This is a genomic window from Paenirhodobacter sp., assembly GCF_041916475.1.
Lineage (GTDB): Bacteria > Pseudomonadota > Alphaproteobacteria > Rhodobacterales > Rhodobacteraceae > Rhodobacter.
Window position 1 is genome coordinate 40,500 of the sequence record NZ_JAYRZN010000006.1, and the last position, 17,801, is coordinate 58,300.

Genomic DNA, 17,801 nt, shown 5'->3' on the forward strand with positions numbered 1-17,801 from the left:
GGCGCGCGCCCCCCCCCGCCACGCCCCCAAGCCGCGCGAACAGGAGGCAATCAGTCAACACACCCTGAAACACCCCCCCCCTCCCGCGCGCGGCGCCGCGCGCTCCACAATTCGGTGACGGCGAGCAGCACCAGCAGCAGCGCCACGGTGATCAGCGTGAAATAGTTCGGCACATCGAGCCTGCGCGCCGCGCTTTCCGAGCCGATCCCGAGCGCCGAGAACAGGAATACATAGCCGATCGCGGCATAGCCGTTGAACCGCGCGAGGAACACCAGCGGCACGATCGTATCGGCATAGGCCGGGTTCCAGTCCGCCCGCACATTGCCGTATTGGCCGAGGATCGCCACCGCCCCCGCGAGCCCGCCAAGGCCCGCCGAAATCGCAAACACCGCGATGGTCAGCCGCGGCACCGAGAGCCCGGCATGGGTTGCGGCGGCGGCATTCGCCCCCACCACCCGCAGCCGCAGGCCGAAGGCCGTGCGCGTCATCATCCAGTGCACGGCGAGGATCACCACGATGCCCACCAGAAGCCCCGAGGAGATATTGGTGCCGAACAGCATGGGCAGCCGGTCCTCCACCGCGAGGGTGCGGGTCTGCGGCACGGTGGTGGCCGGATCGGCGAAGGCGAGCTTCACCAGCGCGCTTGCGAGCGAAATGCCGAGGAAGTTCATCATCAGCGTGGTGATGATCTCGTTGATGCCCTGATAGGCGCGCAGGATCGCGGGCAGGAGCCCCCAGAGCGCGCCGAACACCATCGAGATCAGCATCGACAGCACCAGCACCAGCCAGACCGGCAGCACCTGCACCATCAGTGGCGCCAGCGCCGCGACGAAGACCGCCCCGATCAGGAATTGCGCATCCCCGCCCAGGTTCCACAGGCCCGCGCGAAAGGCGACGATCAGGCTCGCCGCGATCAGCAGGAGCGGGCCCATCCGGGTCAGCGTGGCCTGCACACCCGAGGGCGAGAGCAGCCCGCGCTGGAACACATAGCCGTAATAATCGAGCGGGTTCACCTTCATGATCAGCAGCACCAGGCCCGAGAGCACGAAGGCGCCGATCACCGGCCCGACCGAGAGCGCCACCGTGGAGAGCGCGGCCCGCACCCGGGGCGGCAGCCCGGCCGGGGCGGCATTCGTGGTTTCCGAAGTCATGCGGAAGGTCCTTGTTGCGGGCGGGGGAGGCGGCTCATGCGGCCACCCCGCTCATGAGTTCGCCGATCCGCTGACGCGCCCCGGCGGTATTGTCGACGATGCCCACGATCCGGCCCTGAGACATCACCGCGATGCGGTTCGACAGGTCCAGAAGCTCGTCGAGCTCGGTGGAAATCACGATCGCGGCGCAGCCCCGGTCGGCCGCTTCGCGGATCCGGCGGCGGGTGGCGGCGATGTTGTGCAGATCGAGCCCATAGGTCGGCTTGGCGAAGATCACCGCGCGGGCGCGGTCGGTCAGCTCGCGCGCGAGCAGCACCTTCTGGATATTGCCGCCCGACAGCTTGCCCACCGGCGTATCTATGGAAGGGGTGCGGATGTCGAAATCGCGCACCATCTTGCGGGCGTTCTCGTCTATCCGGCCGGGGCGGACGATGCCCTTCTCCCAGAACGGCGGCAGGCCGATCTGCTTCAGGAGCAGGTTGATAGAGACGGGGAAGGCGCCAACGGTGCCCTCGCCCAGGCGGTCGTCGGTCACATAGCGCAGCCCGGCGCGGCGGCGCCCGCCCGCATCCAGCCCGTCGATGAAGGCGCCATCGAGCGCGATCCGCCCGCTGGAGTGCGGCCGCTGCCCGGCCAGGGCCTCGGCGAATTCCTTCTGGCCGTTGCCGTCGATCCCGGCGATGCCGAGGATCTCTCCGGCAGAAACGCGCAGATTGACCGCGCTCACCGGCACCGTGGCCTGCTCCACATGCAGCCCCATGCATTCGAGCACCACCGGCGCATCGGGCGCCACCGGCTCTGGCCGGACGGCGGTGGCCGCGGCCTTGTTCGCGCCGAACATCAGGTCGATGATGCGCTGCGTGGCGGTGGCGGCGTCCATCGCGCGCAGCTCCCCGGGCGCGAGCCCGCCGACCTTGCGCCCGAGCCGCAGCACGCTGATCCGGTCGCCATAGTCGATGGCCTCGTTCAGCTTGTGGGTGATGAACACCACCGCGACCCCATCGGCCGCCAGCCGCCGCATCAGCTGGCCGAGGCGGGCCGCGTCATTGGGCGTGAGCATCGCCGTCGCTTCATCGAGGATCAGGAACCGCGCGCCCCGCATCAGCGCGCGCACGATCTCCGCCTGCTGGCGCTCCCCGAGCGAAAGCGTCTCCGTCAGGGCCTCCGGGTGCAGCGCCACGCCGATCCGCGCCGCAGTCTCGCGCATCTGCGCCGCGCAACCGGCGCGATCGGGCCTTTGCCACCAGCGCCCGCCGAGGGCCGCATTTTCCGCCAGCGTCAGCGTGGGCACCAGCATCGAATGCTGGAACACCGTGCTGATCCCCAGCTCCAGCGCCCGCTCCGGCGAGCCGAGCGCCACCTTCTGCCCATCCAGCGCGATCTCGCCCTCGTCGGGCTGCTGCAGGCCCGCCAGCATGCTCACCAGCGTGGATTTCCCCGCGCCATTCTCGCCCAGCAGCACATGCACTTCGCCGGGCCAGAACGCCATGTCGATGCTGTCGTTCGCCACGATGCCGGGATAGCGCTTGGTCACTCCCCTGAGCGCGATCAGCGGCGCCGGATCGGCCAAAGCCGGATCGGCCATCTGTCTCTCCTTCCACGTCCGTCCCGGAGGCCGCGGGGGCCTCCGGGCATTGCCGTCAGTTCGCCGTCACCAGCGCATGGACCGCATCCGCATCGTATTTCGGCGTCAGGGTCAGCTTTCCGTCGATGATATCCTGTTTCACCTTCATCACCTCGGCCCAGACATCATCCGGCACGTTTTTTGTATGCAGCAGGTCGACCGAGCCGTCCTTCAGGTTGATGTCGTAGTTGTGGGTGCCGTATTTGTCGGCCTTGATGTCGTTGATCATCGCGGCGAACACGGGCTCCAGATTCCACAGCACCGAGGACAGCAGATAGCCCTTGTCGATCGGGGTCTTGTCGCCGATCACGTCGATGAACAACACCTTGCCGCCATCGGTGGCCTTGGTCGTCTCCACCGCCTGCAGCATGCCGAAGGACGAGCCGTTGCCCTGGCCGAAGATGATATCGGCGCCGGCCGCGATCAGCGATTCGGTCACGCGCTTGCCGCCGGCCGCGTCGGAATAGGCCGCGGGGCCAATCACCGCATAGCGGATCACCATGCCGGGCTTCGTCGCCTTCACGCCCTCGGCGAAGGCGGCCGACTGCACGTTCCACGAGGGCGGCTCGCCCGAAACCACGATGCCCACCGTGCCCGTGCGCGACATTTTCGCCGCCAGAACGCCCGCGAGATAGGCCCCCTGATGCCCGGAGGAGGTGTAATCCGCGACGGCACCTGCCTTCATGGATTGCGGCGTGTCGGTCACCGCGACCTTGACCTTGTATTGCGCGCCGACCTCGGGGGCGGCGGTGTTGTAGCCGCTGGCATGGGCGATGATCAGGCCCGCGCCATCCTCGGCCAGCTCCTGCAGCGTCGGGCGCACATCGCCGTAGCCCAGGTTCTCGGCGAGGATCACCTCGATGCCGGTCGCCGCGGCGGCGGCCTTGGCGCCCTCCACGCCCTGCTGGTTCCAGCCGTAATCCGTGCCCTGCTCCGGGGTCAGGATGGCGATGCTCTTGATGTCCTCCGCCTGGGCCGCGAAGGCCAGGCTAGCGGCCAGGGCGGCACTGCCCAGAAGGCGTGCGATCGCGTTCGGTGATGCGGTTCTCATATCCTTGTTCCCTGTTTGGTTGTTGACATTTGCGGGCATCGGTTGCGGTCTTCGCGCCAGATCAACCGAATGGGGACGGGTCACGATGAGGGCTCCTGCTATCGCAACCGCAATTCTTCTCCTGGCACAGGCCGCCCATGCGGAGAGCGACCACCGCAAGGGCACCGAGGGGCTGACGCGGCTGGATTATCGCGTGGTGAATGCAGGTGAGGTCCCGCTTTCGTGCGATGTCAAGCTCGCGCATTGGTATTCCGATCATCTGACCACGATCGCGCCGGGCGCCAGCGGGGCTTTCGCGCTGTGGTCGGACCGGGAGAATGGCGCCGTCTATCTGATGAACGCGGCCGGAGACCGGATGCCGGTGGAGCGGCTCTGGTGCGGCGGCGCGGGCGATTCCTGGGCGAGCCGGCATGAGATCGACCTGCCGCGCCGCGCGGGCGCGGCTGCCGTGGGGGCGGAGCTGTCCTGCGCCGGATCCGTGGACAAGGTGCATTGCGCGCCCCGCTGACGCCGGGGCCCGGGAGGAAATGCAGAGGGGGCATGCAGGCATTCCGGCCTCCGGGGCAGGTCTCGCGGCGCGGCGAGGGGGCGGGGGGTCACGTTGACGGCTCAACCATATCCGTCAACCTTTGGTCGTCAACAGAATGCAACCGAAATAATGGTTGAAAAGCCCTGCCCGATCCGCTGCCTGTTTGCCGTGCGGTGCTTTGCGTGATTTTTGCGCTATATGGGTATCAATAGCCCGAATTTGAGACGTTTTCGGGAGGAATGCCGCCCGAATCCGCGCCGCCTGTCGCCCAAATTATACGCGCGGCCCGGAGAATTTTTGCGCAACCATTATTTTTGGTTGCGATTGTTTGGTTGTGGTGTTTTGGTGATTCCAATGATGGCGGACGGCCGGGCATGCCCAGCCGGAAACCGCCGGCCAACAGGGAACCCAGGAGACAGACATGACAGCGCATGAAGCGACGGCAAAGGTGAGTGCCACGGAAAGCCGCCTGAAGACCGGGGCGGAGTTCCTCGACTCGCTCAAGGACGGCCGGCAGATCTGGGTCGGCGGGCGCAAGCTCGACACCGTGTTCGACGAGCCGGGCCTCGCGCGCGGCGCCGAGCTGATGGCGGAGACCTTCGACGACCAGTTCAAGCCCGAATTCGCCGAGGCCACCACCTTCATCCACCCCGAGAGCGGCGAGCTCTCCAGCCGCGCCTGGCAGGTGCCGCGCTCTCCCGAGGAGCTGGCCGCGCGGCGCAAGATGATCGAATACACCTCGCTCAAGACCGGCGGCACCTTCGGCCGCCCGGCGGACCTGTCGCCCGCGATCGTGGCGGGCCTCGTCGCGCATGCGCCGACCTTCGCCAAGAAGAAATCCCTGATCGAGGGCTGCGACCCGGATTTCGGCGCCAATATCGAAGCCTATATGGAGTTCGGCCGGCAGAACAACCTGACCGCCTCCGAGAGCCTCGCCGGCCCGCAGACGGACCGCTCCAACCCGAAGGCCGCCGAGGCCGCCTTCCTGCGCGTCACCCGGGCCACGAAGGACGGGATCTATGTCTCGGGCGCGAAGACGGTGGGCTCCATCGCTGCGCAGGCCAATGACATCTTCTTCACCAACCTCGGCGGCCTGACCACCACCCCGCCCGAAGCCTGCGTCTGGGGCGCGGTGCCGATCGCGACCGACGGCATCCGCATGATCTCGCGCGAGATGGTCTCGCAGCCCGGATCGAGCAAGTTCGACCATCCGGTCTCGTCGCTGGGCGAGGAAGCGGACCAGTTCATCATCTTCGACAATGTCTTCGTGCCGAAGGACCGGATCTTCAATCTGGGCGATCCCGATGGCATGTCCTGGTACGGGCCGGTCTGCGTTTTTGCCCACTGGCACGTGCTCACCCGGCTCGCGGTGAAATCGGAGCTGTTCGTCGGCGCGGGGCAGATGGTGCTCGATGTGCTGGGCACCGGCAAGATCCCGGCGGTGCAGCAGATGCTGGGCGAGCTCGTGCAGTATCAGCAGACGCTGCGCGCCTTCGTCCATGCGGCCGAGGCCAAGGCGGTGTACACCGAGGCGGGTGTGCTGACCCCGGATGTGGGCATGCTCACCGCCGGGCGGCTCTATTCGATCGAGCATTACCCCCGGATCATCCATATCCTGCAGGAGCTGTGCGGTCAGGGCCTGGTAATGCGCTTCGGCGAGGCGGCGTTCAAGAACCCCGAGATCGGGCATTACCTGAACGACCTGCTGCCCGGGCACGGGGTTTCGGCGATGCAGAAAGAGCATCTGATGAACTTCATCTGGGACATGACCAGCGGTGCGCTGGCGGGCCGGGTCGCGCTGTTCGAAAACGTGAACTCGAGCCCGGCGCCGCGGCTGCGCGCGCGCCTTCATGACGAGGTGGACCGCGCCGCCTTCGTCGATCAGGTCAAGACGCTCGCCGGGATGGACTGGTAAGCGGCCCGCGCGCCCCCTTCGCCGGGGGCGCGCATCCGCGAGGACGGAGACGGACATGCCCGAAGCGCAGGCCCTGATCGGCGCCTTCTACGACGCCTACAACCGCCACGACTGGGCCGCCGCGGTGGCGCTCTATGCGCCGGAGGCAGGCCATTTCGAGGCCGCGATGGACAAGAGCCGCAGCGGCCATGCGGCGCTGGAGGCGGGGCTGCGCGGCTTTGCCGGAATGCTGCCCGATGTGCGCTGGACCGAGGTCGAGCGGATCCGCTCCGGCGCGCATGTGCTGGTGCGCTATGTGATGACCGGCACCTATATGCCGCGCGCCGATGTGACTGACCGCAGCCCGCGCCATGTCAGCCTGCCGGGGGTGCATCACTTCACCCTGGCCGATGGCCAGATCGCCGCCACGGCGGATTTTTGGGACAAGGACGCCTTCCTTGCCCAGATCCGGTAGGCCGCCATGACCTTCGACGAATACCGGGACCTGGACGCGACGGCGCTGGCCGCGCTGATCCGCACGGGCGCTGTGTCTGCGGCCGAAGTGCTGGAGACCGCTATCGCCGCGATCGAGGCCGAGGACCCGGCGCTCCATTCCATCGTGCATCCGCATTTCGATCTGGCGCGTGCGCAGCTGGCGCAGGGGCTGGCCGATGGTCCGTTCCGCGGCGTGCCCTTCGCGATCAAGAACACCGGGCTCGATGTGGCCGGGATGGAGCTCTCGACCGGATCGGCGCTGTTCCGGGGCTGTATGTCCGCGGCGGATTGCACGCTGGTGGCGCGCTACCGCGCGGCCGGGCTCGTGATCCTCGGCAAGACCAATACCCCCGAATTCGCGCTCAGTTTCGCGACCGAGCCCGCGGCCTTCGGCCCGACGCACAACCCCTGGAAGCGCGGCCATTCGCCGGGCGGCTCCTCGGGCGGGTCGGCGGCGGCGGTGGCGGCGGGGCTGCTGCCCTTCGCGAATTCTTCGGACGGGGCGGGCTCCACCCGGCTGCCCGCCGCGCATACGAACCTGTTCGGCTTCAAGCCGAGCCGGATGCGCAATCCGCTGGGCCCGGTGGCGGTGGAGGCGATCGCGGGGATGTCCACGCCGCATGCGCTGACCCGCTCGGTGCGCGACAGTGCGGCGCTCCTTGATCTCACGGCAGGGCCGGATCAGGGCGATCCCTATGGCCAGCCGCCGCAGCAGGGCAGCTTCCGCGCCGCCGCCGCGCGCGATCCGGGGCGGCTGCGCATCGGCATGACGCTGGCCTCGCCGGTGGGAACCCCGGTCGATCCGGAGATCGTGGCCCGGGTGCGGGCTGCGGCGGATCTGCTCGAAAGCCTCGGGCATGAGGTGGAGGAGGTCGCGGGCGCGGGCTACGATGGCCATGCGCTCAAGACCGCCTGGCAGGTGATCCCGGGCACCGGAGTCGCCTCGGCGGTGATGGCGCGCGGCGCGGCGCTCGGGCTTGCGGATCCGCCCGCGGCGCTGGAGCCGGTGAATGCCGAATGGGTGCGCCGGGCGCTGCGGCTGAGCGCGCGCGACTATCTCGCCGCGGTCAACCAGCTGCACCAGACCGCGCGCGACCTCGGCCGCTTCTTCGCGCGCTACGATATCCTGCTCTCGCCGGTGGCGGCGGAGCCCGCGCCGCCGCATGGCGAAATGGCCAGCTCCGGCCAGACGTTGGAGGCCTTCTACGACCGGTTCTGGGCGCACAGCCCCTTCACCTGCGCCTTCAATGCCTCCGGCTGCCCGGCGATGTCGGTGCCCTTCGGCTTCCTCGCCTCGGGCCTGCCCGTCGGCGTGCATCTGGGCGCGGGCTTCGGGCAAGACGAGACCCTGTTCGCTCTGGCAGGCCAGATCGAGCGCGCCGCCCCCTGGGCCCAGTTCCGCCCCGCGCGGCCCCAATCCTGAGAGAGACCCCATGCCGACCCTGTCCTCCGCCGAGATCCTGCCCCTGGATGCCACCGCACTGAGCGCGGCTCTGCGCGCCGGGCAGACCACCGCCACCGCCATCGCCGAGGCTTATCTGGACCGGATCGCGGCGCGCGAGGCCGAGGTGCGGGCGTTCGAATATCTCAATCCGGAGCAGGTATTGCGCGCGGCCCATGCGCTGGACCGGGCGGGCGCCACCGGGCCGCTGGCAGGGGTGCCGCTCGGGGTGAAGGATGTGATTGCCACGCATGATATGCCCACGGGCTATGGCAATGCCTCCTATGCCGGGAGCCGCACCGTCTGCGATGCGCCCTGCGTGGCCTTTGCCCGGGGCGCGCAGGCGCTCGTGCTGGGCAAGACGGTGACGACCGAATTCGCCATGGCGAGCCCGGGCAAGACCCGCAACCCGCATGACCCCGCGCGCACGCCGGGCGGCTCTTCCTCCGGCTCCTGTGCGGCGGTGGGGGCGGGGATGGCGCTGCTGGCCTTCGGCACGCAGACGGCGGGCTCGGTGATCCGCCCGGCCTCCTATTGCGGCGTGGTGGGCTACAAGCCCACGATCGGCCTGATCAACCCGGCCGAGGTGAAGGTGCTGGCGCAGAGCCTCGATACGCTCGGCCTGCTGACCCGCTCGGTGCGCGATGCGGCGCTGGCGGCGGCGGTGCTCGGGCGCAGGCCGGCGCTGGCCGAAGTGGCCCCGGCCGAGCAGCTGCGGGTGGGCCTGTTCCGCCCGGCACCGTTCGAGAAGGCCGGCCCCGGCACGCTGGCCGCGCTGGCCGCGGCCGAAAAGGCGCTGCGCGATGCGGGGGTGCGCGTGGTTGCGCTCGAGACCCCGGAGTGGTTCGCCGAAGTGCACGAGGCGCATCACCGGGTCATGGGCTTCGAGGTCGCCGCCGCGCTGGCCTATGAGCGGACCTCGGAGCTGGTCTCCCTCACCGGCGTCACCCGCGATTTCCTGGCCGCGAAAGCGGCCGTCACCGCGGCGGAGTATGATGCTGCCCTCGCCTGGCGCGATGCCCGGGCGCAGGCCATGGCGGCGCTGATGGCGGATGTGGATGTGCTGCTGGTGCCTGCGGCGGCCGATGTGGCGCCCGAGGGGCTCGAAAGCACCGGCGACCCGGCCTTCAATACGCCCTGGACCCTGTTCCAGATGCCCGCGGTCACGCTGCCCGCGCTGCGTCATGGCGGCCTGCCGGTGGGGGTGCAGCTGGTCGGGCGGCGCGGCGCCGATGCGCTGACCCTTGCCGCCGCGCTGCGCGCAGAGGCGGCGCTCGGCTATGGCTGGACCGCCGCATGAGCCGTTTCCGCCTCCCCACGCCAGCGCGCGCCCGGCAATGGGCGGGGGTGACGCTCCTCGTCTGCCTGCTCTGGGGGCTGTTCGTGCTGCTGGGCTTTCCGGCGGCGCCGCTCCTGGGCGGCATGGCGGGCGGCATGATCGCGGCCACGGCAGGGGGCGTCAGCCTGCGCAACCCGCGCCCGGTCTATGTGCTGGCGCAGGGGGCGGCGGGGGTGTTCATCGCCACCTCGCTGAAGCCCGGGATCTATACGGATATGGCGGCGCATCTGCCGCTGGTGGCGCTGGTCACGGCGATGACGCTGGCGATTTCCTTCGCCACCGGCTGGGCGCTGAACCGCTGGGCCGGGATCGCGGCCGATGCCGCCGTGTTCGGCAGCCTGCCGGGCATGTCGGGGGCGATGGTGATCATCGCGCATGAGCGCGGCATCGACAGCCGGATCGTCGCGCTGATGCAATATTGCCGGCTGGCCTTCGTGATCATCGCGGTCACCTTCGTGTCGCGGCTGCTGCCCGAAGGGCCGACTGCGGCGCCGGTGATCCCGGTCTCCTCGGAGCCGCAGGCGCTGGCGCTGAGCCTCGGGCTGATCCTGCTCTCGCTCGCCTCGGCGCGGCTGAAATGGCTGCCTGCGGGGGGGATGCTGGTGCCGATGGTGCTCGGCGCGCTGATCGAGGGCTTCGGCCTCGCCCGGCTCTGGGTGCCGCCGCGGCTGCTGGACCTGACCTTCATCATCATCGGCATGGAGGTGGGCCTGCTGTTCACCCGGCAGATGCTCGGCCATGTGATCCGGCTGATGCCGGTGGTGCTGCTGGCGAATGTGGTGATGCTGGCTTGCGGCGGCGTGCTGGCGGCGGGCCTCGCGGTGGCGCTCGGGCTCGATCCGGCCACGGCCTTCCTCTCCACCGCGCCCGGCAGCATCGAGACGATGAGCCTGCTTGCCGTGGCGAGCCACGCCAATGTCTCGATCGTGCTCGCCTTCCAGACGGTGCGCCTCCTCACCGTGGTGCTCTGCGGGCCCTCGATCCTGCATCTGCTGCTGCAACGCATTTCCTGGCGCCGGGTGGCCCCGGCCGCGGAGATTCATCCCGAAGGGAGCCGACAATGACGATGGATTGCGGAACGCTGCGCATGGACGACCCGGCCGAAGGCCTGAAGGCGGCGATGCGCCATTATGCGGCCGGGGTCACCGTGGTCACCACCGGCGCGGGGGCGGAGCGGCGCGGCGTCACCGCCACCGCCTTCACCTCGGTGACGATGGACCCTCCGACGATCCTCGTGTGCATCAACCGCGAGGGCGGCACCAATGCGATGATGCGCGCGGCCGGGCGGTTCTGCGTGAACGTGCTGGCCGAGGGGCAGGAGGCCGCCTGCATGACCTTCGCAGGCCAGGGCGGGCTGCGCGGGGCGGAGCAGTTCTCGCCCTTCGAATGGCGGCCCTGCCATGGCGCGGGGCTCGCGCTTCAGGGCGCGCTCGCCTCCATCGCCTGTGTGGTCTCCTCTCAGGTGGAGATGGGCACCCACACGATCTTTTTCGGCACGGTGGAGGAGGTGCTGCTCACCCCCTCCGCCCGGCCGCTGCTGCATTACGACCGGGCGCTGCGCTCGGTCGCCGTCTGACAATCGCGACGCACAGGAGAACGCATATGGCCATCAGCGACGCCGACATGGTGATTGCCTGGAAGAACGTGCTGGAGCAGTGCAACCTGCGCGCGGGAGAGCAGGTCGCCATCCTGATGAGCGACGACAGCAACATGCAGATCGTCAATTCCGCACGGATCGCGGTGGGGCTTCTGGGGGGCGTGCTGACGCTGATCCACCTGCCGCCGATCAATGGCGACGTGGCGCTCAGCCGCGACAAGTCGGGCTATGTGGGGAAGACGCCGCTCGCCTTCAACACCGCGGCGCTTGCAGGGCTTAAGGCCGCCGACATGGTGATCGACACGATGCAGCTTCTGTTCTCCAAGGAGCAGGAGCAGATCCTGAAGACCGGGACGCGGATGCTGCTGGCGGTGGAGCCGCCCGAGACCATGCTGCGCATGATCCCCACCCCCGAAGCGAAAGCGAAGGTGATCGCGGCGAACCGCTACATGGAGCCCGCGCGGCAGATGACGGTGACCTCGAAGGCCGGGACGGATTTCCGCTGCGGGCTCGGGCAATATCCGGTGCTGATGCAATATGGCCTCGCGGACGAGCCCGGCCGCTGGGACCACTGGCCGAGCTGCATGATCGCGCGCTGGCCCGACGAGGGCAGCGCGGAGGGTGTGATCGTCATCGACGAGGGCGATATCCTGCTGCCGTTCAAGCATTACGCCCGCGACCGGGTCTCCCTGACGGTGGAGAAGGGCTTCGTCACCGAAATCCGGGGCGGGGTGACGGCCGAATACATGAAGGCCTTCATGGACAGTTTCGACGACCCCGATGCCTATGCCATGGCCCATGTCGGCTGGGGGCTGGAGCAGCGCGCCAGCTGGACCACGCTCGGGCTCTATGACCGGGAGGCGGCGCTGAGCATGGACAGCCGCTGCTTTGCGGGCAACTTCCTGTTCTCCACCGGGCCCAATACCGAAGCCGGCGGCAGCCGCGATACGCCCTGCCACCTGGATATCCCGCTGCGCGGCTGCTCGCTCTCGCTCGACGGGGTGCCGATGACGGTGGATGGCCGGGTGGTGGCCTGAAGGCTGGCGGCGGCGGGGACCCGGCCTTGGGGCCCGGCCCGGCTCCCGGTGCCCCCGCCCTGACTGCCAGGCTGGGGGGTGCGGCGTTCGCGGCCATTGCCATGACGAAGCGGGCTGCCGCCTCTCTCAGCAGCCAGCGCCGCCCGCGCAGTCTCGGCCCGGCCTTTGCTGCTTAATCGCGAGCGGCTCCATGTGCCCGTCGCATGTCTCGGGTGCGCGCGCCGGGCGGCGTGTCGTGGAATCGGCCGCCCGCGCCCGACAGCGCCGACCTTCGTGCCCGGCGCCACTCCGATCCGGGAGAAGGGCGCCGGGTGGGGATGCCCGGCATAGGGCCGAGCGCGCATGCGCAGTGAAGCATCGTATCTCTCCGCGGCCCGGAGATTGTGTGCGAATGCACGCTTCTCGGGGCGAACGGAAGCTGGCATGTTCACCGGGGCGCCATCACCGGAAAAGTGGCCTTCAACAGCTCCATGCCGCGCCGCAATCGCCTTGCGCAGTTTGATGGGCCCGTACCAGCCATCCATCGCCCCGCCCGGAGAACGGGTTCGCGGCACCGGCTGCGGTGGTCGCGCGGGCTGAAGCGGAGCGGGGACCCGGATCTGGCGCTCTAAGGAACTCTACCCCGGCGCCGCCCGGATCAGACGACCCCGCGCCGCATCGGGCGGCCGGAGCCGGGTCAAAATACAAAGGCAGCCGCGCGCCTGCCAGCCGCCGGGGCACCCCGTCGGGTCTCGCGAAGCGGTCCTCGGGCCGGGAGCCTGCCTGCAGGCCCGGATGGACGAACCGGGCCTCTTCCCCGGGTTTCGGTGCCGGTAAAGCCCTCTGCGAAAGCCGCGCCGAAGCCAGGCTTCAGCTGTGGTGGATCAGAGATTATCCGAAACGCGGAACCCTTCGGGGATGCCGTCGCGGCCCTCCAGCACCAGATCGGCCATCACCTGCGCCACCTTCGGCGCCATGCCGAAGCCGATCTTGAAGCCGCCATTGGCGATGAAATGCCCCGGCCGGCCCGGCCAGGGGCCCAGCATCGGCGCCCGGCTGCGCGCCCGCGGCCGAACCCCGGCCCAGCGGTCGATCACCGGGGCCGCCTGCAGCGCGGGGCAGAGCGCGCGCGCCCTGGCGATCAGGGCCTCCAGCGCGGCATCGGTGCTGCCCGGGGCGTCGAAATCGCGCTCCGAGGTAGAGCCGATCGCCACGGTGCCATCGGCATGCGGCACGATATGGACGCTCTCGGCATAGATCTGGGGCGCATCGGGCGCGGCATGGCGCAGGAGCGCCGATTGCCCCTTCACCCCGTTGCCCACCGGCCGCCCGAGCGCGTCCGAGAGCTCCCGCAGCCCCTCCCATCCGGTCGCATGGATCACCGCGCCCGCATCCGGCGCCTCCGCCAAAATCTCGCCGCCCACTGCCCGCAGCGCCCGCGCGAGGGCCGCACAGGCCGCGCGCGGGGCCGCGCGTGCGGTGAGCGTATCATGCACCACGAAGCCGCTCGGCGCCTCCGGCGCGAAGCCGAATTCGGCCGCCTCCGCCACCCGCCAGACGGCCGCATCGCCCCAATGCGCCCGTGCGCCCGCGGCGCGGGCCTCGGCGCGGGCCACGGCCTCGGCATCGGCCAGCGGCTGGATCCGGCCAGTCCTCGCATAGCCCGGGTCGCCGCCCAGCCGCGCCACCCCGGCCCAGAACTCGGCTGCCATCAGCAGGCTCTCCAGCTGGAACTGCTTCTTCGGGTTCCACTGCTCGGGCACATGCGGCGCCAGCGCGCCGACCGTGCCGCCCGAAGACCCGGCCCCCACCCGGCGCGGCTCCACCAGCGTGACCCGCGCGCCCCGGCGGGCGCATTCCCAGGCACAGGCCAGGCCGAAGATGCCGCCGCCCCGCACCGTGACCCGTTCTGCCCTTGCCATCGGCTGACCTTTGCTCCTATCTGGCCGCAGGGGCACCCGCGCCCCGCCATCCCCACGGACTACCCCTGATGCCTTCCCCTGACCAGAGCCCTGCGGCGCTCGATTGGCGCGACGGGGTCACGCCCGTCTCGACGCGGTTCGACGATCCGTATTTCAGCCTCGCCGGCGGCCTGAACGAGACCCGCCATGTGTTCCTGTCCGGCAACGGCCTGCCAGAGCGGCTGCGGCCGGGGTTCCGGGTGGCGGAGCTGGGCTTCGGCACCGGGCTGAACCTGATCGCCCTCGCGCTGATGGCCGAGGTGCCGGTGCGCTTCACGTCCCTCGAGGCCTTCCCGATGTCTGGCGCGGAGATGGAGCGCGCGCTGCAGGCCTTCCCCGAGGCCCATGGCTTCGCAGCACCAATGATCGCGGCCTGGGGGCGCGGGGAGCGGCGCTTCACGCTGGGCCAGGTCTCGGCCGAGATCATCGCGGGCGATGCGCGCGTGACGCTGGCCGCCTGGGAGGGGCAGGCGGATGCCTGGTTCCTCGATGGCTTCTCTCCGGCGAAGAACCCCGAGATGTGGGGCGAGGCGCTGATGGCCGAGGTCGGGCGCCATACCGCGCCGGGCGGTACCTTCGCCACCTATACCGCCGCGGGCTTCGTGCGCCGCGGCCTTGCCGCCGCGGGCTTCGCGGTCAGTCGCGCCCCGGGCTTCGCGGGCAAACGCCACATGAGCCGCGGAGTGATGGCATGATCATGCAAGATACCCGCAAGGGCGTGATGATGATGGTCGCCACCACGGTCATCTTCGCCCTGCAGGACGGGATTTCGCGCCACCTCGCCGGCACGTACAACGTCTATCTGGTGGTGATGGTGCGCTACTGGTTCTTCGCGCTGTTCGTGCTGGCGCTGGCGGCGCGGGCGCCCGGTGGCGTGCGGACGGCGGCGCGCACGGCGCATCCCTGGCTGCAGGCGATGCGCGGGCTGCTGCTGGTGGCGGAAATCTATGTGATGATCATCGCCTTCGTGCGGATCGGGCTGATCAATGCGCATTCGGTGTTCATCTGCTATCCGCTGATCGTGGCGGCGCTGTCGGGGCCGGTCCTGGGCGAAAAGGTCGGCTGGCGGCGCTGGACGGCGATCGGCGTCGGGCTGGTGGGCGTGCTGATCATCCTGAGCCCGACGGGGGGCGTGTTCTCCACCGATGCGCTGATCCCGCTGCTGGCGGCGGGGATGTTCGCCGTCTATGCGCTGGCCACGCGCTATGTCGCGCGCGATGACAGTGGCGCGGTGTCGTTCTTCTGGACGGGGATCGCGGGTGTGGTGGCCTCGAGCGCGGTGGGCCTGTGGTTCTGGCAGCCGATGAGCGCGGGCGACTGGGCCTGGATGGCGCTTTTGTGCGTGATGGGGGTGGCGGGGCACTGGCTGATGATCAAGGCCTATGAGATCGCCGAAGCCTCCACTCTGCAGCCGATCGCCTATCTGCAGCTGGTCTGGGGGGCTGCGATGGGGATGCTGGTCTTCGGCGATGTGCTGCGCAGCAACGTGGTGCTCGGCGCTACGCTCACGGTGGGGGCAGGGCTGTTCACCATCTGGCGCGAGCGGCAGAAGGCGCGGGCCGCGCGTCAGGGCTGATCGGGCGGGGCCACGTCCTGCGGCAAGGGCGGCGTGCCGCGCAGCTCCTCGGTGAAGCGCACGGGCCCGGTGTCGTTCAGGCCGAGGCGCGCGCGATATACGGGCAGGCTTTCGGCCACGCGCATCACATAGTTCCGGGTCTCGGTGAAGGGGATCATCTCTACCCAGTCGACCACGTCGACAGTGGGCAGGCGCGGGTCGCCCTGATCCTCGATCCAGCGGCGCGGCCGCCCGGGCCCGGCGTTGTAACCCGCGGCCACCAGCACCGGCGAGCTGCCGAATTCGCTGCGCAGCTTTGCCAGATAGGCGCTGCCGAGCTGCAGGTTGTAGGTCGGGTCGGTGGTCAGGCGGCCCTGATCGTAAGGCAGGCCAACCGCCGTGGCCATCAGCTTGGCCGTGCCGGGCATCAGCTGCATCAGCCCGCGCGCCCCGGCATGGCTGATCACGGCCGGGTCGAATTCGCTCTCGCGCCGGGCGATGGCCAGCGCCAGCTCCTCGGGCACGCCGAGCGCATCTGTGGTGAGCGTGGGCAGCGGGTAATAGGCCTGCACCAGCACCGCGCCGCCCTCGGCCGCGCGCTTGGCGAGCGACAGCGCCAGATAGGCATCGCCCCAGTCTTCGGCCAGAGCCGCGAGCGGCGGGATCTGCTCGGCGGGCAGGCTCTCCTCCAGATGCAGGATGAAGCGCGCGGCGAGCTCTTCGGCCCCGGCCTCGTGCAGGAGCTGCGCCGCCTGGAACACGCCTGATGCAGTATAGCTGCCGCCATGCCAGGCGGGCAGGGGCGCGGGCGCGGCAAAGCCCGGGTCCAGCGGCGCACCCACGCGCTCCGCGCACAAAAGCCCATAATAGGCCGTCTGCCACTGTGCGCCGGTGCGGAACGCGGCCTGGGCATCGTCAAGCCGGCCGAGGATTTCCAGCGCGCGGCCGCGCCAATAGGCCGCGCGCGCGGCGCTGATCGGGCTGCCGACGCTCTCGGCCAGCCGGTCGAAGTGCCGCAGCGCCACCGGCGCATCGCCGAGCTTCAGCGCCGCATAGCCCGACAGCCATTCCAGATCGGCCCAGTCGCCGCCCTTCGGCTCCATCCGGTGCCGCGCGGCGAGCTTGTAGGCCAGCCGCGCATCCCCCTGCCGCAGGAAGAACCGCGCCAGCTGCGCGCGCAGCTTCGCCCAGGCGGCCGGGTCGCCGAGGCTCTCGGCGCTGTCCGAACGCTCCAGCACGATATCGGCCGCGCCGGGCTCCAGGCTGTTGCGCCAGCGCCAGGTGGCCCGGTCGCGCGCCAGGCCGGGGGTTTCTTCCATATGCTCGGGAATGGCATTCAGCAGGGTATCGACCCCGTTGGCCTTGCGCTGCAGCGCGATGCGCGCCTCGGCCACGGCGCGGGTGCCGGGCGTCACCAGCGGCAGCAGGCGCTGCGCCTGGGCGGTCTCGCCGCGATCGAGCATCGCCTGCATCCGGCCGCCATGCCAGGGCGCGAGGATATCGCCGTAGCGGGCGAGGAAGGCCGTCTCCTCGGCCTCGGTCAGGCGCAGGCTGCGCCAGCTGGCCTCGGCCACGGCGCGGGCGGCATCGTCGCGGCCCTGCGCCTGCAGCGCCGCCATCAGCGACATCGCCCCCTGGCCCGTTTGCGGCTGGGTATGGGCGAACCAGGCCACCACCGTGGCCGGGGCGGCCTCGGTCAGCTTTTCCTCGGCCTTGCGGCGCAGAAGCTCCATGCCCGGCCAATCCGCATTGCGTGCATCGAAGGCCGCGAAATCGGCAAACTGGCCATCGCCGCTGCGCAGCCGCATCCATTCGATCACATCGGCCTGCACCGGGCCCGCGGCCTGCGCCTCCGCCCGCGCGAAGGTCCAGTCGTTGCGATCTGCCAGTGCCAGCGCCCGGCGGAAGGCCAGCCGGGCGAGCCCGGCCGGGTCGGGCTGGGCCGGGGTGGCTTCAGGCGGGGCGGCATCGGGCGGGGCCGCGCCGGCATCGGGCTGCGGCAGCGCTGCGGGCGCCTCCTGCGCAGAGGCGGGCAGGGCTGCAAAGGCGCAGCCTGCGGCCATCAGGGCCGCCATCAGGGTGGCTCGGGCAGGAGTTCGGATCATGGTGCTGCTCTGTTTTCTCCTTGTTGCCCGGATAGATGTGTCG

The 17,801-nt window shown here is 69.9% G+C and carries 15 protein-coding genes; 10 read left to right on the forward strand and 5 right to left on the reverse strand.

Annotation, left to right across the window (positions count from 1 at the left end):
• Positions 1-50 precede the first annotated feature (50 nt).
• From ACOMG5_RS03830 to ACOMG5_RS03840, 3 genes are read right to left on the reverse strand one after another with little or no spacing between them, the layout of a single operon-like run.
• A complete protein-coding gene (locus ACOMG5_RS03830) occupies positions 51-1,151 on the reverse strand; it encodes a putative B6 ABC transporter permease subunit 2 (RefSeq protein WP_420342458.1) in 1,101 nt (366 codons plus the stop codon).
• Between the two features lie 34 nt (positions 1,152-1,185).
• Positions 1,186-2,736 carry a putative B6 ABC transporter ATP-binding protein gene (locus tag ACOMG5_RS03835; protein ID WP_420342459.1) on the reverse strand — a complete coding sequence of 517 codons (1,551 nt, stop codon included), beginning with the start codon at positions 2,734-2,736 and terminating at the stop codon, positions 1,186-1,188.
• Between the two features lie 55 nt (positions 2,737-2,791).
• Entirely contained in the window at positions 2,792-3,826 is a 1,035-nt protein-coding gene (locus ACOMG5_RS03840; RefSeq protein WP_420342460.1) for a putative B6 ABC transporter substrate-binding protein, read from the reverse strand.
• Between the two features lie 85 nt (positions 3,827-3,911).
• Between ACOMG5_RS03840 and ACOMG5_RS03845 the strand changes: the two genes are divergently transcribed.
• The 8 genes from ACOMG5_RS03845 (at position 3,912) to ACOMG5_RS03880 (ending at position 12,158) form a co-directional block, all read left to right on the forward strand.
• Positions 3,912-4,334, forward strand: a complete 423-nt coding sequence (locus ACOMG5_RS03845) for a hypothetical protein (RefSeq protein WP_420342461.1) — start codon at positions 3,912-3,914, stop codon at positions 4,332-4,334.
• A 442-nt stretch (positions 4,335-4,776) separates the two neighbouring features.
• Positions 4,777-6,270 carry a 4-hydroxyphenylacetate 3-hydroxylase N-terminal domain-containing protein gene (locus ACOMG5_RS03850; protein WP_420342462.1) on the forward strand — a complete coding sequence of 498 codons (1,494 nt, stop codon included), beginning with the start codon at positions 4,777-4,779 and terminating at the stop codon, positions 6,268-6,270.
• 55 nt (positions 6,271-6,325) lie between these two features.
• On the forward strand, positions 6,326-6,724 hold the full coding sequence (locus ACOMG5_RS03855; protein ID WP_420342463.1) for a nuclear transport factor 2 family protein: 399 nt from the start codon (positions 6,326-6,328) through the stop codon (positions 6,722-6,724).
• Positions 6,725-6,730: 6 nt separating this feature from the next.
• Entirely contained in the window at positions 6,731-8,167 is a 1,437-nt protein-coding gene (locus ACOMG5_RS03860; RefSeq protein ID WP_420342464.1) for an amidase, read from the forward strand.
• A 10-nt stretch (positions 8,168-8,177) separates the two neighbouring features.
• Positions 8,178-9,485 carry an amidase gene (locus ACOMG5_RS03865; RefSeq protein ID WP_420342465.1) on the forward strand — a complete coding sequence of 436 codons (1,308 nt, stop codon included), beginning with the start codon at positions 8,178-8,180 and terminating at the stop codon, positions 9,483-9,485.
• On the forward strand, positions 9,482-10,588 hold the full coding sequence (locus tag ACOMG5_RS03870) for an AbrB family transcriptional regulator (RefSeq protein ID WP_420342466.1): 1,107 nt from the start codon (positions 9,482-9,484) through the stop codon (positions 10,586-10,588). The genes ACOMG5_RS03865 and ACOMG5_RS03870 overlap by 4 nt, the downstream gene beginning before the upstream one ends.
• Positions 10,585-11,100 carry a flavin reductase family protein gene (locus ACOMG5_RS03875; RefSeq protein WP_420342467.1) on the forward strand — a complete coding sequence of 172 codons (516 nt, stop codon included), beginning with the start codon at positions 10,585-10,587 and terminating at the stop codon, positions 11,098-11,100. Before ACOMG5_RS03870 ends, ACOMG5_RS03875 begins: the two co-directional genes overlap by 4 nt.
• Positions 11,101-11,126: 26 nt before the next feature.
• A complete protein-coding gene (locus ACOMG5_RS03880) occupies positions 11,127-12,158 on the forward strand; it encodes a 2,5-dihydroxypyridine 5,6-dioxygenase (RefSeq protein ID WP_420342468.1) in 1,032 nt (343 codons plus the stop codon).
• An 863-nt stretch (positions 12,159-13,021) separates the two neighbouring features.
• Here ACOMG5_RS03880 and ACOMG5_RS03885 read toward each other — a convergent pair.
• Positions 13,022-14,059, reverse strand: a complete 1,038-nt coding sequence (locus ACOMG5_RS03885) for an NAD(P)/FAD-dependent oxidoreductase (RefSeq protein ID WP_420342469.1) — start codon at positions 14,057-14,059, stop codon at positions 13,022-13,024.
• A 68-nt stretch (positions 14,060-14,127) separates the two neighbouring features.
• Here ACOMG5_RS03885 and mnmD point away from each other — a divergent pair, with 68 nt between their 5' ends.
• On the forward strand, positions 14,128-14,793 hold the full coding sequence (gene mnmD / locus ACOMG5_RS03890) for a tRNA (5-methylaminomethyl-2-thiouridine)(34)-methyltransferase MnmD (protein ID WP_420342470.1): 666 nt from the start codon (positions 14,128-14,130) through the stop codon (positions 14,791-14,793).
• Positions 14,790-15,674, forward strand: coding sequence for a DMT family transporter (locus ACOMG5_RS03895; protein WP_420342471.1), 885 nt, complete (start codon positions 14,790-14,792; stop codon positions 15,672-15,674). Before mnmD ends, ACOMG5_RS03895 begins: the two co-directional genes overlap by 4 nt.
• Here the strand turns inward: ACOMG5_RS03895 and ACOMG5_RS03900 are convergent.
• Positions 15,665-17,728, reverse strand: a complete 2,064-nt coding sequence (locus ACOMG5_RS03900; protein WP_420342472.1) for a transglycosylase SLT domain-containing protein — start codon at positions 17,726-17,728, stop codon at positions 15,665-15,667. The two genes, ACOMG5_RS03895 and ACOMG5_RS03900, sit on opposite strands and share 10 nt — an antisense overlap.
• Positions 17,729-17,801: the final 73 nt, after the last annotated feature.